Origin of the sequence: Caldimonas mangrovi, assembly GCF_023721835.1 — a bacterium.
Taxonomy (GTDB): Bacteria; Pseudomonadota; Gammaproteobacteria; order Burkholderiales; family Burkholderiaceae_C; genus Caldimonas; species Caldimonas mangrovi.
Genome location: NZ_JAMKFE010000017.1, coordinates 1 through 13,912 on the forward strand (window position 1 = coordinate 1; position 13,912 = coordinate 13,912).

The 13,912-nt window shown below is 65.5% G+C and carries 14 protein-coding genes; 9 read left to right on the plus strand and 5 right to left on the minus strand.

Annotated elements, in window-relative coordinates; translation table 11 throughout:
* Positions 1-167: 167 nt before the first annotated feature.
* Positions 168-407 carry a hypothetical protein gene (locus M8A51_RS21805; RefSeq protein WP_251780650.1) on the minus strand — a complete coding sequence of 80 codons (240 nt, stop codon included), beginning with the start codon at positions 405-407 and terminating at the stop codon, positions 168-170.
* Between the two features lie 31 nt (positions 408-438).
* Entirely contained in the window at positions 439-627 is a 189-nt protein-coding gene (locus tag M8A51_RS21810; RefSeq protein WP_251780651.1) for a hypothetical protein, read from the minus strand.
* Between the two features lie 547 nt (positions 628-1,174).
* On the opposite strand from M8A51_RS21810, the gene M8A51_RS21815 reads away from it, so the two are divergent.
* The 8 genes from M8A51_RS21815 (at position 1,175) to M8A51_RS21850 (ending at position 10,940) form a co-directional block, all read left to right on the plus strand.
* A complete protein-coding gene (locus M8A51_RS21815) occupies positions 1,175-2,173 on the plus strand; it encodes a DUF4123 domain-containing protein (RefSeq protein WP_251780652.1) in 999 nt (332 codons plus the stop codon).
* A 39-nt stretch (positions 2,174-2,212) separates the two neighbouring features.
* Positions 2,213-5,680, plus strand: a complete 3,468-nt coding sequence (locus M8A51_RS21820; RefSeq protein ID WP_251780653.1) for a T6SS effector BTH_I2691 family protein — start codon at positions 2,213-2,215, stop codon at positions 5,678-5,680.
* Entirely contained in the window at positions 5,677-6,756 is a 1,080-nt protein-coding gene (locus tag M8A51_RS21825; protein ID WP_251780654.1) for a DUF6708 domain-containing protein, read from the plus strand. Before M8A51_RS21820 ends, M8A51_RS21825 begins: the two co-directional genes overlap by 4 nt.
* A gap of 27 nt (positions 6,757-6,783) precedes the next feature.
* Positions 6,784-7,071: a DNA polymerase III subunit beta gene (locus M8A51_RS21830; RefSeq protein WP_251780655.1), complete on the plus strand. Its 288-nt coding sequence runs from the start codon at positions 6,784-6,786 to the stop codon at positions 7,069-7,071.
* A 151-nt stretch (positions 7,072-7,222) separates the two neighbouring features.
* Positions 7,223-7,609 carry a hypothetical protein gene (locus M8A51_RS21835; protein ID WP_251780656.1) on the plus strand — a complete coding sequence of 129 codons (387 nt, stop codon included), beginning with the start codon at positions 7,223-7,225 and terminating at the stop codon, positions 7,607-7,609.
* Between the two features lie 54 nt (positions 7,610-7,663).
* Positions 7,664-8,125 carry a hypothetical protein gene (locus M8A51_RS21840; protein ID WP_251780657.1) on the plus strand — a complete coding sequence of 154 codons (462 nt, stop codon included), beginning with the start codon at positions 7,664-7,666 and terminating at the stop codon, positions 8,123-8,125.
* Between the two features lie 94 nt (positions 8,126-8,219).
* Positions 8,220-8,975, plus strand: a complete 756-nt coding sequence (locus M8A51_RS21845) for a hypothetical protein (RefSeq protein ID WP_251780658.1) — start codon at positions 8,220-8,222, stop codon at positions 8,973-8,975.
* A 168-nt stretch (positions 8,976-9,143) separates the two neighbouring features.
* Positions 9,144-10,940 (plus strand): DEAD/DEAH box helicase, encoded by a 1,797-nt coding sequence (locus M8A51_RS21850; protein WP_251780768.1) that lies wholly within the window; start codon positions 9,144-9,146, stop codon positions 10,938-10,940.
* Positions 10,941-11,059: 119 nt separating this feature from the next.
* Here M8A51_RS21850 and M8A51_RS21855 read toward each other — a convergent pair whose 3' ends face one another.
* The 3 genes from M8A51_RS21855 to M8A51_RS21865 form a co-directional block, all read right to left on the minus strand.
* Positions 11,060-11,659, minus strand: a complete 600-nt coding sequence (locus M8A51_RS21855) for a hypothetical protein (RefSeq protein WP_251780659.1) — start codon at positions 11,657-11,659, stop codon at positions 11,060-11,062.
* Positions 11,660-11,961: 302 nt separating this feature from the next.
* Positions 11,962-12,162, minus strand: a complete 201-nt coding sequence (locus M8A51_RS21860; protein ID WP_455423532.1) for a Fic/DOC family N-terminal domain-containing protein — start codon at positions 12,160-12,162, stop codon at positions 11,962-11,964.
* Between the two features lie 62 nt (positions 12,163-12,224).
* Positions 12,225-12,656: a RidA family protein gene (locus M8A51_RS21865; protein WP_251780660.1), complete on the minus strand. Its 432-nt coding sequence runs from the start codon at positions 12,654-12,656 to the stop codon at positions 12,225-12,227.
* A 281-nt stretch (positions 12,657-12,937) separates the two neighbouring features.
* On the opposite strand from M8A51_RS21865, the gene M8A51_RS21870 reads away from it, so the two are divergent.
* On the plus strand, positions 12,938-13,885 hold the full coding sequence (locus M8A51_RS21870) for a DMT family transporter (protein ID WP_251780661.1): 948 nt from the start codon (positions 12,938-12,940) through the stop codon (positions 13,883-13,885).
* Positions 13,886-13,912 lie beyond the last annotated feature (27 nt).

Here is a 13,912-nt window from a genome sequence, read left to right on the forward strand (position 1 = left end):
TCGCCTCGGTGCTCCTGCACCATACGCACCGCGCGCTCGCGCACCTCGGGTGAGAACTTGTTCGACTTCTTGTTCATGGCTCCATCCTCTCAGAGAAAAGAGCCTCCTCAAATCCCGGGGCGATTCAAGGGAGCAGCAGTTGCCGCTGCCGTTCTGAGAGGGTCGTTCTATTGCCAGTTCTTGCGAGCGACGCGGCCGAGCACGACGATCAGAATGAGCGCCACCACATTCAGGCCCACAAGAAAGCCCACCGGGCGCTCCCACTTGTCCATGTTGGTCGTCATGCCGTAGTACGGCGGGCCGCTGCCATAGGCCTCGATCAGGTTAATCGTGGTGACATAAGCCGCGAGTGCAAAGACGATCACGGCTGCCATTCCGCAAACACCATTCACCACGCGCTTGCTCATTGCAGCAGCTCCCGGGTTCTGTACGTGACGGTCAGCAGGACATGGCAAGGCGCTCTTCATTCAGTTCCTCACGCAGCGCCTCCACGAGCGCGTCCATCTGCAGTGATGGCTCGATGCACACCGCGCTGCCCACGTGCGAGCCGCTGAAGCGCAGCGACAACTGTGCTTTGCCGCAATGCGGCAGTTCCGGCTTGGCCGTTTCGTGGACGTACTGACTCATGGAACTCTCCCTCTGATGAAGCCCATTGCGCTACTTCTTGGCCGAGTACGTCTGGGTCGAATGGGCGAAACCGGATCGTAATGGTGACTCGGCGCCACACCAAGTCCTGCTGGCGCCGCGATTTGGTTCGATGTGTATCTGCCCCGGGTGCTCCTCCGCCTGCCGCAGCCGCCCCTCCCCGAAATGCGGGGTTCCATGATCTGCCTGCTGTGCAAGACTGCGCCACTTCTCACCGGGAGAGCTGCTCTAGCAGTTGGTAGTCGTGCTGCTCCTCCAACCGTGCATGTCAACACGGTGCGCACGAAATGAACGACACCAAGCCGCGCAAGCGCCTGCGAGGCGCCCACCCTCGGGCGAAGTTCGGCCCCAACGCCATGCTGCCCACGCGCGCTGCTCGCGTGGGCATGGCCGTTCCGTGCGCGCGCCGTGAGCCGCTGCCCCACATCCTTCGCCATCCTGGCCCCCCACCCTGCCGCAGTTCCGTGGCTCACCTTGCTGTAGCGGCTGGCGCACGTGCCGGTGGCCCAGCCTCCGCACATCGCGCCCCATGAACCTCACAGACTTCCGCCGCCAGGTGCTCGACACCCTGCAATCGGCACAGGCCCGCTGGGCTGAGTCGAAGATCTTTCTGTTCTACGCCCCCGGCTACGACGACCCGCTCGGCCTGGCGCAGCCGGGTACACCGCCGCGCCGCGGAACAGCGCTGGTGCGCTGGGCTGCCGGCGCGGGGTACGGAGAGGCGCACTACCCGCGTGTCTTCGAGCTCGACTGCCGGCGGGTGGCCGCCTACCTGCTGGAAACCGACCCCGCACTCGACGACCCGCTGCTGGAAGACACCATCACCCGCTCGCACGCAGACCTGCATGCGCCGGCACCCGAACCCGACCTCAACGAAGGCACCGGCCGCGCCATTTGCGGCTGGCTGGTCAGCCCGGACGACGCGGCAACCATCGCTCGGCGCTTCACAACCTGCAGCCAGCGCACGGACCCGTCTGACAGGCAACGCCGCTGGCTGCGCTGGCATGACCCGCGAACGATGACCGTGCTGTGGGCCAGCATGGGCCACGACCAGAAAACTGCATTGCTGGGCAACCAGCTCTTGTGGCTGGCGGTCGATGCCGCGGGCCACCTGGTGCAGTTCGAAGCCCCGGCACCCGACGCCGCCGCGCCCCAACCTGCCGACCCGGTAGAGCGCCTGCTGGCCCAGCCGGCCTTGCACGTCACGCCACCGCAGTGGGCCTCCATGCACCACGTCGGCCTGGTGAACCACCTGGTCGAAGCCTGGCGTGAACGCGAAGCCGAACCGCTGCCGCGCAACGCCACCGAGAAGGTGCACCACCTGGTGGTGCAGGCCGACGCCTGGGGCCTGGACGGCCGAGACCTGCAGACCTTTGTGCTGATCGCGTTGGGCTTGCACGGCATCTTCCAGCAAGACCCGGCGCTGGTCACCGCCGTGCGCCACGCCGGGTTGAACCCGGGGACGCTGTCCGACCACATTGCCGAGCTGCCCGAGGAGTTCTGGGAGCGATACCGCCAACCAAGGTAGCTGACCCGGCCACCACCAACAACATGAGGGAGGAACACCATGAGCACACCCACCACCGCCCGGCCTGCAGTGCCGGGCGGCAGGCCCGCCTATGTCATGAAAGCCGACTGCCAGCGCTGCGAACGGTTCGACTTTCCTGCCATGCTGGTCACCGCCAGCGTGGTCGACAAGCAGCACGCCAAGGCGCTGAAAGAAGCGGGCTACGTCTTTCAGCCCGGTCTGGACCCGATTCTGGCGAGCATGGAGTGGCGCGCCGCGGCGCCCGTGATCCGCCTGCTGCCCAGGGGCTTCGTGTTCGTCTTCTACGACAAGCGTGGCGTGTGGGACGTGTGGCAATGCTTCAGCGACGGCACCTACAAGAAGCTGCTGGAACACGTGACCCCTGCCGAATACGCAGGCAAGCGCGCAGCGGTGCAGCCGGAAACTGCCGAGTCAGTGTGCCAGCGCGGGGCTTCCAACCTGCCGGCGGGGCTGATCACCCTGATCGGCGCGGGCAACCAGCCGGCCATCTGGGTGGGCTATTCGCCGCACCTGTGGACGCCGCAGGTGCTGGCGGGTTTTCACAACGACGCGAACAAGCGCCTGGAGTCGATGACGTTGATCTGGGCGCAGACCTGGATGGACGGCGGCAGCATGCCGGGCAAGGGCTGTGTGCCCCTCAACGAGGAAGCGCTGAAACACAACGTCGTCGACTTCAATGACGAGGTGCCGCCGGGCGGCGCCAAGTTCAACCCGATGGTGCCGGTGTTCCAGAACGCGGTGGTTCCGTTGCCGCAGGCGCGCTTCGGGCAGGCCCGGGCCTTGGTCGATCGCGTGCGCCTGATCGAAAAGACCGCCGGCCCGAAGGCCGAGAACAAGGCCATCATTGCCTACGTGCGCGACCCCATCGGCCTGGCCGAAGAGTTTGCGGCACTGGTGGGGCAGGTGCAGTCCGAATACACCGAGTTCACCGCGCTGGGGCCCAAGCGGTTCGGCAAGCGCGACCCCGACTGGGCCTGGAAGCACCAGTCGACCGTGAACGTCCGGTATGTGCAGGCGTGGGCGGTCGAGGTGGCGCGCAGGCAGGTCGAAGCCAAGGCTCAGCAGTGGCTCAACGGCCCGCAGAACGCGCCGATGACGCGCGAAGCGTTCGAAGCCAACAAGCGCAACGGCCTGTACCCGCCGGGCACCGTGTGGAAGCCGCTGACCCGCACCGTCGACGGCCAGCCGCAGCCGCACCCGGAAGGGCTGGGCCGCGTGGTCTATTCACAGGCGCATGTGGAAAGGGCCGCCCAGGCCATGGGCCAGGAAGAGGCGAAGGGCCGCTCCGAACGCTACCTGGGCAAGGTCGACATGGCGGCGGTCGAAGATTTCGAGAAGCTGCACAAGGGCTGGAACGACCACTGGGAAGACCGGTTCGTCAGCACCGAGACAGACCGCGTGGCGTGGCTGGAAAGCCAACCCATCATGACCTGCATGACACACCAGTTCGACGCCGCCCCAGCCCTCTGCGGAAAACAGCGGCCGAACATGGAGGTGCGGATCCAGGTGCAGGAAGCGTTTGATCGGTTGGCGGCCACCGAGCGGGCTTACGGCATGGCTGCGATGACGCCGGTGATGCTGACCCACATGGTGAAGATGTTCGGAAAGGACGAATCGGACAAAACCCACTGGATTGCGCAGGCGCTGCTGACGGAGTTTGACTTAGCGGAAGGGCTCCTTGGAGAGCCGCCCGACCACGGAATGAGAGCGGACCTTTACGATGTGTTGATGGCCAAACGTGAAGACTGGGGCGAGTTCTACCAGGCATGGCAAAGACTGCGCGAGCCGGCAACTCTTTTTGCCGAGCAGCTCGCCCGCGCGGCGGTTCAAGCTACCGCAGTGATGACGGCCGCGGCCCTCGACGCCGAGAAGGCGAAGAGATACGGACTTGCTTTGACTGCGGAGGACGCATCAAAGAAGCGCGTGCTTTGGGTGCGGGCGTCTGCGTTGCTGCACTTTCTCGGCACCTCAGAGCGCCAGTATTTCGTCTTCGTCAAATGGAAAGCCGGGCGATGGTTGGACGCGGCAATTGATGCGCTGAAAGCGCCGATGTTTGAGCTGAAGTTCAACACCAAAGGCGCCCGCCAGCAGCAAACAAGAGCGAAAGCAGCTTCGAGTTCAGCGGCCCAACTGCGAAGGCTTCAAGGTTTGGCGGGAATGCACGACGACATGCTGGTTCCGCTGCTGCTAGACCAGGAGGCCATCAAGAATGCAGCACAGCGTAGGAATGCAAAGATGCTTCAGGTGGTGGGGCCGAACTTGCTGGGTATGCCGCAAGCGGTTACGGAGCTCCCTGAAGAATTTGCGCGCGAAGTCTTGCGTGAGCAGGCGCTTTTCAGACAGGGGTGGTTGAAGCGGCTCGTTGACGGCGCGAGCAAGAACAAGCTTCCCATGCTCACGGGCGGTGGAGTTATGTTCTTGCAGGCTTATGCCCTCAGCGAAGCGATCGATGATTTCAGCAAGAAGGGAGGTGTAGAGCAGGTCGACGCAGCAGCAGCCGTGCTTTCCTCAGCGCTGGGCGTCATGGGCGCGGCGTTCGAAGTGGGTTATGTACTCGCGTTGCCAAAGGTAGCCGAAGGAGTTGCTGCGCCGCGGGCGGCGGAAGTCGCCTCACGGGTGCCTCGCCACATCGTTCTGCGGTACGGGGCGGGCCTGCTTGGTGCAGGCGGCGCTTTCCTTGACATGGTGTCCGCGTTCGCCAAGGCTCGATCCAGATTTGACCGAGGCGACATGGATGCGACGGCGGTTCACGCGCTGAGCGGAGCCTTCCACGCATCCGGCGGCGTCGGAATGTCACTTGGCTCATACATGACCTGGCGTTCGGCTCTGCTGTCTCGCGTTGCCTTTCAAGGCGCCGTGCGTGTTGCGCTGCTGCCGGCAACGGGCGTCTCGGCGCTCGCCGGCCTGGGCCTCACTGTGTCAGGAATCGGGCTGATGCTTTGGATTGGTGGCGTCGCCATCGGCATCATCGCGACCATTCTGGAAGACGACGAGTGCGAGTCATTTCTGCGCCGAACCTACTTCGGCATCGGTGGGGATTCGTTGATGAAGAAGTTCTCGTCGGTAGACGAGGAAACGCATGAACTCGGTGCACTCGCCAGAGGTATGAAGATCGAGCTGGAATGGAACGATGAGCTGGTGGGCCCGGACGAAATTACGGCCCGCATCACCAGCATGGACTGGATCCCAGACAGCCGCGGCCTCGCGTTGAAAATGGAAGGCTATCGCAGCCCAGACGACGCTGTACCCGTTGCAGTGATTGCTGACGGCGATATTCAGATGCCCGAAAGCCCCGACCGTCAAGGCATGCATGTGGTCACCGTGAGGTACGCAGTACCAGAGAAAGGTGTGAATGCAGTCCGATGTTCGTTCGTGCTCTACGATACGACGCATGCGGCAAAGACCACCCCTGCGCAGCGATGGGATCGAACGGCAGGTGCGACAAAGCTGGCTCGCGGGTATGCATGGATAAAGGACTTCCTTTGAACGATAAGGCACCGCCGGGTGAGCAGCTGGAGCCGGCCAACCCCTGGCCGCACGTGTTGCTGCCTCCCTTGCATGAGCGAGTCGACTCCTCGGCGACCGGCGGTGGCTCGATCCGAGCTGTCTACGAGCACGGAATCGAATTCATCGACCAGATGGGATCTATCGACGGCTACATGGCTGCATGGATGGGAACTGCGGCGCTGATCTGCCTCGCGCTGGGCATCTGGACCCTGCTCGACGCTCCGACGGCGTACCCGCTCCACGCGCTATGGGTATTCGGCCTGGTACTTACTCTTGCGGTTGGCCGCATAGATTCTGTTGGTTATCGGTACCAGCCTGTGCTTTTCGACAAGCAAGCTCAAAAAGTGCACCTTTTCTCAGACCTCGGCACCCCCTGGTGGGAGGTCTGGAAGTTGTTCGGCCGCACCTCTTTCCGGGTTGACTCGTTCGATTGGGAATCCGTGCGCGGCGAAGTGGCCGAGTTGCAGGTCCTTGGCGGAACGAACCTGCCCCGGAAGGAATATGCCTTGATGCTGGCCGTGACGGATCGGCCCGGCGGCACCAACGTCATCGCGAGGTTCGGCGTTGGCTTCACCATGGGCTATGACGGGGGGGCAACCCAAATGGGGCGATGGGAACACATTCGCCGCTACATGCGTGGGGAGGGACCTGCGCTCGCGTACGGGGACGCGCTCTACGTCGACGAGTCCATGGGCAACTGGTGGGGCGCGCTGACGTTCGCACAGCCACTCCTCGGTCCCGGCAGCAAGGCCTACTGGACGGGTGAAGCGCTCAGAGGAGCATGGTTCCTGACCATTCCTGTGGGCCTGTTCATGCTCGTGTTTCTCCTGCCCCTGACCGTACCCGCAAGCCTCATCAGGTGGTTGGCTCACAAGGGCAAAGGCGTGCCACGGTGGCCCGATGAAATCCAGGCCAGCGTAGGCAGCTCGGTTGACCCACCCATGGGAGGGCCCCGGGCGTCTCATGCGGCCATCGACTATGGCAAACCAATCCCCCAGTTCACGCTCAAGGAGAAGCGGGCACGCGACAAGCGTCGCAAGCAAGGGCTGGCCTGAAAAACCGTGCAGCGGAGTGCTCGACCGTTGAATCTGCGCCTGGGGAAGCAGGAGACACTGGCCACGCTCTGCCGCGAAAACCACGTGCTCCGTTTGGATGTGCCGGAGTCGGACCCGAAGGGTGCAGCTGAGCAATGGGTCTTTGTCGTGGAGTTCGAAGACCTCGTGCCGCCAGCATTTGCCCGGGCCTACTTCGCCCTGAGCCACGCGCTCGAAGCGCTGCTGGATCGACCCGTGTACTTGCTCACCGAGGCAGCAGTGCGGAACCCATACCTGCGGGCACAGGTCGAGAAACAACGGCGTCGATTGTCTTGATTGCCTCGATCGCGTGGGGACGCCAAAGCGTTCTCACAAGGGAGGGTCCATCTTGCTCAGTGCATCTGCAGAGCCACATCGGGGCAGAAGGTGCGAAGGGGCGCAGTGCATCAGCGAGTAGCCCAAGGGAGGGGGCCGTCAAATGCCATTGTTGACATTCCTGGCCATCTACGGCCTTGTCATTGCTGCCTGGCACCTTGGCGGCTTCGATGGCAACGTGCTATCGCTTTCTATATCGACACCGGTCGCATTGCTGCTGGCCAGTGTCTTTGCCGGGCGGGCCTGGCATTCCGGTAGAGCCGCCACGCCTGCGCAAACCTTGCGCTTTGTGTTTCAAGTGCTGGTGCTTGCGTCGATGGTGGAACTGCTCCGCCTTCTGGCTTTCGTGAAGCTGTCCTCCGGCTGGCAACCCGTGGCGGTGGAGTTGTCGCACCTGCGCCTGATCGATGCAGCCACGCTGATCGTGGTCTGGCACGCTGCCGTCGGCGGGTTCGTCGTGATGCTGGGGCTTTGGCTGGCCCGGCCGAGGCAGCGCTGAAGTCATCAACCACTGCGCCATCGCAAGCGATGCGCCACAACAGGGAGCCCTCGAATGACCCACCCGCAAGACCCTCTCGACCTGGCCAGCCTGAGCCTGCCCCTCACCCAGGAGCAGCGCGATGCGCTGATGCTCGAAGTCGATCTGCATGGAGCGCTGTGCGGCGCAGCCTTCCTGCCGGTGCTAAGCCCTGAGACCAGCGACGAAGAACTGATCCGCAATGTCGAGGCCTGCAGAAACGCCGAGCCGAGTGCCCGGCAGGAACTCGAGCTTCTGTTTGGCTTGACATCGCTGGGCATGGGGCGGAACGCCGGGGGTGAACAACCCGCCGGCGACCTGCCCCACCCGCCGTTGAGCAAACTCCAGCGCCAACAGTTGTTCGGCGAGGTGTATTGCCATGCCGCCATGACGGGAGCCGCCTCGGTGCCGCTGCATGAGTCCGACGAAGACCTGATCGCCGAGGTGAAGCGAGTGCGGCAGTCGCAGGGTGGGCATTGGCCGTACACGCTGCATTGACCGCCACGCGGTTCGCCTCAGCTGCCCCCGCTTCGCATCGGCGTTGTGCTGCCGGCGCGCCCTGCCCGATGCTCCAGCCATTCCAGGAGTCCGCATGGCGATCGACGGCGCCCGAGGGCCGCTTCGAGGCTACTCGTACACCCCACTGCCCCAGACACCGCAGCCCCACAGAGGCGGCGGCAGCCATGGCGCGGCCCACGCCAGCCCATTGGCTTCGCGCGGTGTGCCCGGCGGGCCAGCCCCGCAGCAACGGGCGCTGCTGCCCAGCACTGCCGCGCCTGGCCGCAACCCATGGGCCGGCGGGGCCGGCCCGCTGCCGCAAAGCCGGCCGAGCGCGTCGACCGCACTGGCGCGGCAGGTGGGGCGCGAACTCGCCGCGTTCGTGCCCGACAAGGTGCTGGGCACCTTCGGCTTTTCGGCGCACCTGCTGAACCGGCCCCCGCTGGGCCAGGTCTTGCAGCAGGCGGCGTCGCACACCTCGCATTTCAACGCCCTGGGCGAGCAGGTGGACGCCGCCCGAGGGAACGACCCGCGGCTGCAGGCCGCGTCGCCGCAGGTGCAGGCGTCGTTCCAGGACGTGCGCGAGACCTGGCGTGCCCTGCGGCAGACGCCGGTGTCGCAGCTGCTTGCCAACCGCGAAGCCGTGAAGCAGCAGCTCCCGCAACTGCAGGCGGCGGTCGAGCAGGCGTATCAGGCAACCGCGCAGGCCTACCCGCCGACGCACCCGGCGTGGAAGGAAGCGGCGAAAGCCAAGTTGTCGACCGATCTGTCGACACTGCACGTCTATGCCCGCATGGCGGCGGTGAACGTGCTGGGCCTGCGCAACATGGTGGCCGGCTCGGCTCGTTGAGCACGTATGGCAGGCGCTTGCGCCATCCGACCTGCCACCTTTGCCAGGTGGCGCGCCACTGCGGGCTGACGCTTACATAATCGGGGGCAGTCCAGCATGTCGCTCGCTTCGGCGGGGGATCTCACGGTGGCGACTCTCATTCCATCACTCGGCAGTTCCACGTCCCGCATGACCGGCGGGGAACGCCGCGTGGCCGAGCGCCTGGAAGCCAAGCTGGACGACGACTACCTGATCTGGTACGACGTGCCGATGGGGCCGCGCAACGCGCACCCGGACTTCTGCGTCATGCACCCGCGGCGCGGCATCCTCATCCTGGAAGTGAAAGACTGGCGGCTCTCGACCCTCCGTCAGGCTGACAAGCAGACGTGGGTGATCCTGGTGGACGGGCAGCCCAAGCATGTGATCAACCCGCTCGAGCAGGCCCGTCAATACGCGCATCAGGTGGTCAACGCGCTGGAACGCGACCCGCAGCTGGTGCAGGCTGACGGGCCGCACCAGGCCAAGCTGGCGTTTCCGTGGAGCTATGGCGTGGTGTTCCCGAACATCACGCGCAAGCAGTTCCAGGAAGCCGAGCTGCACCATGCGATCGAGCCGCATCGGGTGGTCTGCCAGGACGAGATGCTGGAAAGCGTCGAACCCGAAGCGCTGCAAAGCCGCTTGTGGGGCATGTTCCCCTACCTGATGCGCGGCGCGATGAGCCTGCCGCAGCTGGACCGGGTGCGTTGGATCATGTTTCCGCAGGTGCGCGTGCAGGCGCAAGCCTCGCTGTTGGACGACGCCGACGCGGCGGCGGAAGAACCGCCGAGCATCATGCGGGTGATGGACCTGCAGCAGGAGCAGCTGGCGCGCTCGCTCGGCGATGGCCATCGCATCATTCACGGCGTGGCGGGCTCGGGCAAGACCATGATTCTGGGCTACCGCGCCGAGGCGCTGGCACGTGCCGGGGGCCCGGGCAGCAAGCCCATCCTGGTGCTGTGCTTCAACGAGCCGCTGGCCGTCAAGCTGGCGAGCACGATGGCGGCCAAGGTGCCCGATGAACGAGTTCACGTGCGGCACTTTCACAAGTGGTGCCGCGACCAGCTGGTGGCTTTTGGCCAGCCGTTGCCGGGTCAGATGTCGTCGGCGCAGTACGTGCAGGCCCTGGTCGATGGCGTGATCCGCGGCGTCGAGCGCAAGCAGATTCCGAGCGGGCAATACCAGGCGGTGCTGATCGACGAGGGGCATGACTTTGCGCCGGAATGGCTGAAGCTGGTCACGCAGATGGTCGACCCGGCCACCAACAGCTTGCTGCTGCTGTACGACGACGCGCAGAGCATCTATGAACGCGGGCGCACCAGGCAGTTCAGCTTCAAAAGCGTGGGCGTGCAGGCGCAAGGCCGCACCACCATCCTGAAGATCAACTACCGCAACACCCGGCAGATCCTGCAGGTGGCTTCGTCCGTCGCAGCCGATCTGCTGACCCCCGACGAGACCGACGAAGACGGCATCCCGGTGCTCAAGCCCATCAGTTGCGGGCGCGACGGCGAGGCCCCGGTGCTGATCAACCTGCCGACGCTGCGCGAAGAGGCCTGGGCCATCGCCGAACAGCTGAAGCAGGCGCACCACGACGGCTTTGCGTGGGGCGACATGGCGGTGCTGTGCGCCGACTGGAAGACCATGGACCTGTGCGCCCATGCGCTGCGCCAGCAGAAGCTGCCGCACGCGGTCCGCAAACGCCCCGGCGACTACAGGCCCGAGGCCGACACGATCAAGGTCATGACGATGAAGGCCAGCAAAGGCCTTGAATTCCCCGTGGTGGCGCTGCCGGGTGTCGGACACATGCCCGTTCCTGACGAAGAGGAACATGAAGCGGCGCGCGTGCTCTATGTCGCAGCCACACGGGCGACGCACCGCCTGATGCTGGGTTTGGGCGGGGATGGGCATTTCGGCGGCAAGCTGCGCGCCGGCACTACCGCTTCAACATGAGGCGCCTCGGTTGAGGTCGCTGCGGACGACGCGTCCGCAGAACGTGTCGACATTTCTGACAAGCTGCGACATGGGGCGACGTCATGCCGACAAGACCGCCTTGCCGGGACGTCTATCCATCAGCGACTCACTTGGCGCAACGCGTACTCGCGCGTGGACACGACATCCAGGCGCAGCGTGGCCAGAACGTCGGCCAGGCCCTTCGCCATCTCACGGTTGAACTTCTGTGCCTCGGGGTCCGAGGCTTCGAGCGCTTTCGCTTCCGACTCGTAGTACCCGTCCAGCAGGTACAGATACTGAAGCAGGTGGCGCACCATCGGTTCGCCGATGACGTGCTCTTCGGCGCACACCTTGCGGCTCAGTTCGTCCTTGCGCTGGCGCAGCGTCTCGGCCCGCTGCTGGATGTCGGCGTCGGCTTCCTTGCCGGGCTGCCTCAGCATCGTCTTCGCGAACCACTGTTCGCGCCGCGCCTGGTGCAGCGCGCCGTACTGGCCTTGCAAGACGCCGATGTCTTTCCACAGGGCGGTGGCGCTCTCGGTGATGAGGTTCGAATCGGTGAGGCGCAGGGCCGCCGTTGCCTTCTGCTGGTCGAACCACAGGTTGGCGGCGCTGGTCGCGACGAAGACGATGACGGCCAGCACGACCTTGTCGATGAGGGTGTGGGCCCACTGGCGGCGCCATGAGGGTGCTTCAACGGGGCGGGCTGCGCGGGGGTGCATCGGTGCTCCTCGTCATGCGTGGTGGTTTTTGCGCTCAGGGTCGCCGGCGCTGCGGCGCTGTGGCCAGGGACGGCTCAAGCCCGCACGCTGCCACTGCACGCGCCGGCGTGACATCCCCCGCATCGGGGGCGAGCGGGCTGGCCACCCCCGGAGCCCCTTGGCTGCCGGGGCAGCGGACACAGCTTCAGCGCAGAAGTTGCCTTCGCTTGCGGGCGAATGAGTGCCAGACGCCACGCACGCGGGGCCGAGTCCGGGCCAGGCGCAGGGCGGAAATTCGTCGCTGTCTCGGCTGAGCAGCTGCATCAGCTTGGGATGAATGAAAAGCTTCTCCTTGCCGAATGGCATTTCACGCTGTCCTTGGCTTCCAGCAACGGTAGGGTGTTGATGAGCATCGCCTGGTTGGGGATGCGCTCGGCCGCCTGCTTCAGCTCCGCCAACGCCGCCCGGGCTTCGATGCAAGCCTTGAGCACGGCGCGGCTTTCCAGCTCGCCGCCCGGGGGCAAGGCGGGCAACTGGTTGTAGGGAAGGTCTGGGGGCTCCTGCCATTGGGCCTCGGCCTCAGCGGCTACCCCGCCAACACGGCCACCGCCTCCACTTCGAACAACATCCCATCCAGCGCCAACCGCGGCACCGGGATCAGCGTGCACGTCGGCTTCGGGCCCGGCCCGAAGGCACGCACCAGTTCTTCGCCGAACACATGCAGCCGCGCTTCGCTGTGGTCGACGATCAGCACCGTGAGCTTGGCCACGTCGCTGGGGCCGGCGCCTGCAGCCTCCAGCGCGATGCGCAGGTTGCTCAAGCCCTGCCGCACTTGCGCGCCGAAGTCCGCGGGCAGCTCTCCGTGCTCGTTCTCGCCGCCCTGCCCGGCAACGAAGACCAGGCGGGCGCCGGGCTGCAGCAGCGCCACGTGCGAATAGCCGTTGGGCGCCGGGTCGTACAGGCCGGCGGGGTTGGTGAGGGTGAACGCGGGCCGTGCCGGGTTGACGGGGGTGGACATGCATGGACTCCTTGGGCTTTGAGCGCTGCTCTCGAGCGAGCTGCACCCCTAAGACGCGCCGGCTCGCGTGGCTGTGACACCGGTGAACGGGCGACTCTGCACGTGGCCGCCACGCGCTGCACGCTCCGCCCGCAGTACCCCTGTGCGATGTGCGGGGTGCAATGCTGCACACATCGCACCAGTCATCGGCGGGGTTTGCGCCGTGCCGTGCACGCCGGCTGCCCGCGCTCGACACAATGCCGCCTTTCCGCCTGCCCCCGGCCCCTGCCATGAGCCGCACGATGTCCCCTGCCGCCGCTGTGCCCAGCGCCTCCCTCTTCACCGACCGCCGCATGGTGGCGGTGCTGGCCACGCTGTGCTGCCTGCTGTGGGGCAGTGCCTACCCGGCCATCAAGAACGGCTATGCGCTGTTCGGCATCGCGCCGGCCGACGTGGCGTCGCAGCTGGTGTTCGCGGGCTACCGGTTCCTGTTCGCGGGGCTGGTGCTCTGTGCGTTCGCGGCCTGCCGGGGCGCGGCGGTGCTGCAGCCCATGCGTGGCCACTGGCGGGCCACAGCGGTGCTGGGCCTGAGTCAGACCACGCTGCAGTACTTCTTTTTCTACGTTGGGCTGTCGCACACCACCGGCGTGAAGGGGTCGATCATGAACGCCACCGGCACCTTCTTCAGCGTGCTGCTGGCGCATTTCATCTATCACAACGACCGCATCAGCCACCGCAAGCTGCTGGGCTGCGGCCTGGGGCTGGCGGGCGTGATGGCGGTCAACTTCAGCGGTGACCTGCTGCAGTTCGAGTTCACGCTGCTGGGCGAGGGCTTCGTGGTGATCGCAGCGTTCGTGCTGTCGGCGGCGGCCATCTATGGCAAGCGGCTGTCGCAGCAGCTCGACCCGCTGTTGATGACCGGCTGGCAGCTGGGCATCGGTGGGGTCGCGTTGCTCGCCATCGGCTATGGCACCGGCGGCCATCTGTCGGGTTTCACGGTGGCGTCGACCGCACTGCTGGCCTATCTGGTGCTGCTGTCGTCGGCGGCGTTCGCGCTGTGGAGCGCGCTGCTCAAGGTCAACCGCGTCAGCACGGTCACGGCGTTCAACTTCCTGGTGCCGGTTTTCGGTGCGTTGTTGTCGGCCGCTTTCCTGCAAGAAAGCGTGCTGCAGTGGAAGAACGCGGTGGCCCTGGTGCTGGTGTGCTACGGCATCTGGCTGGTCACGGTGCAGCGCCCCCCATCGCGTTGAACGCTCGGCCGCGCGACCACGCGGTCA

Coding starts and splice junctions, on each gene's coding strand:
- M8A51_RS21865 (WP_251780660.1), bottom strand. CDS start 12,656: ATGTCCACCCCCGTCAACCCGGCACGGCCCGCGTTCACCCTCACCAAC.
- M8A51_RS21855 (WP_251780659.1), bottom strand. CDS start 11,659: ATGCACCCCCGCGCAGCCCGCCCCGTTGAAGCACCCTCATGGCGCCGC.
- M8A51_RS21805 (WP_251780650.1), bottom strand. CDS start 407: ATGAGCAAGCGCGTGGTGAATGGTGTTTGCGGAATGGCAGCCGTGATC.
- M8A51_RS21850 (WP_251780768.1), top strand. CDS start 9,144: ATGACCGGCGGGGAACGCCGCGTGGCCGAGCGCCTGGAAGCCAAGCTG.
- M8A51_RS21870 (WP_251780661.1), top strand. CDS start 12,938: ATGTCCCCTGCCGCCGCTGTGCCCAGCGCCTCCCTCTTCACCGACCGC.
- M8A51_RS21840 (WP_251780657.1), top strand. CDS start 7,664: ATGACCCACCCGCAAGACCCTCTCGACCTGGCCAGCCTGAGCCTGCCC.
- M8A51_RS21810 (WP_251780651.1), bottom strand. CDS start 627: ATGAGTCAGTACGTCCACGAAACGGCCAAGCCGGAACTGCCGCATTGC.
- M8A51_RS21815 (WP_251780652.1), top strand. CDS start 1,175: ATGAACCTCACAGACTTCCGCCGCCAGGTGCTCGACACCCTGCAATCG.
- M8A51_RS21845 (WP_251780658.1), top strand. CDS start 8,220: ATGGCGATCGACGGCGCCCGAGGGCCGCTTCGAGGCTACTCGTACACC.
- M8A51_RS21820 (WP_251780653.1), top strand. CDS start 2,213: ATGAGCACACCCACCACCGCCCGGCCTGCAGTGCCGGGCGGCAGGCCC.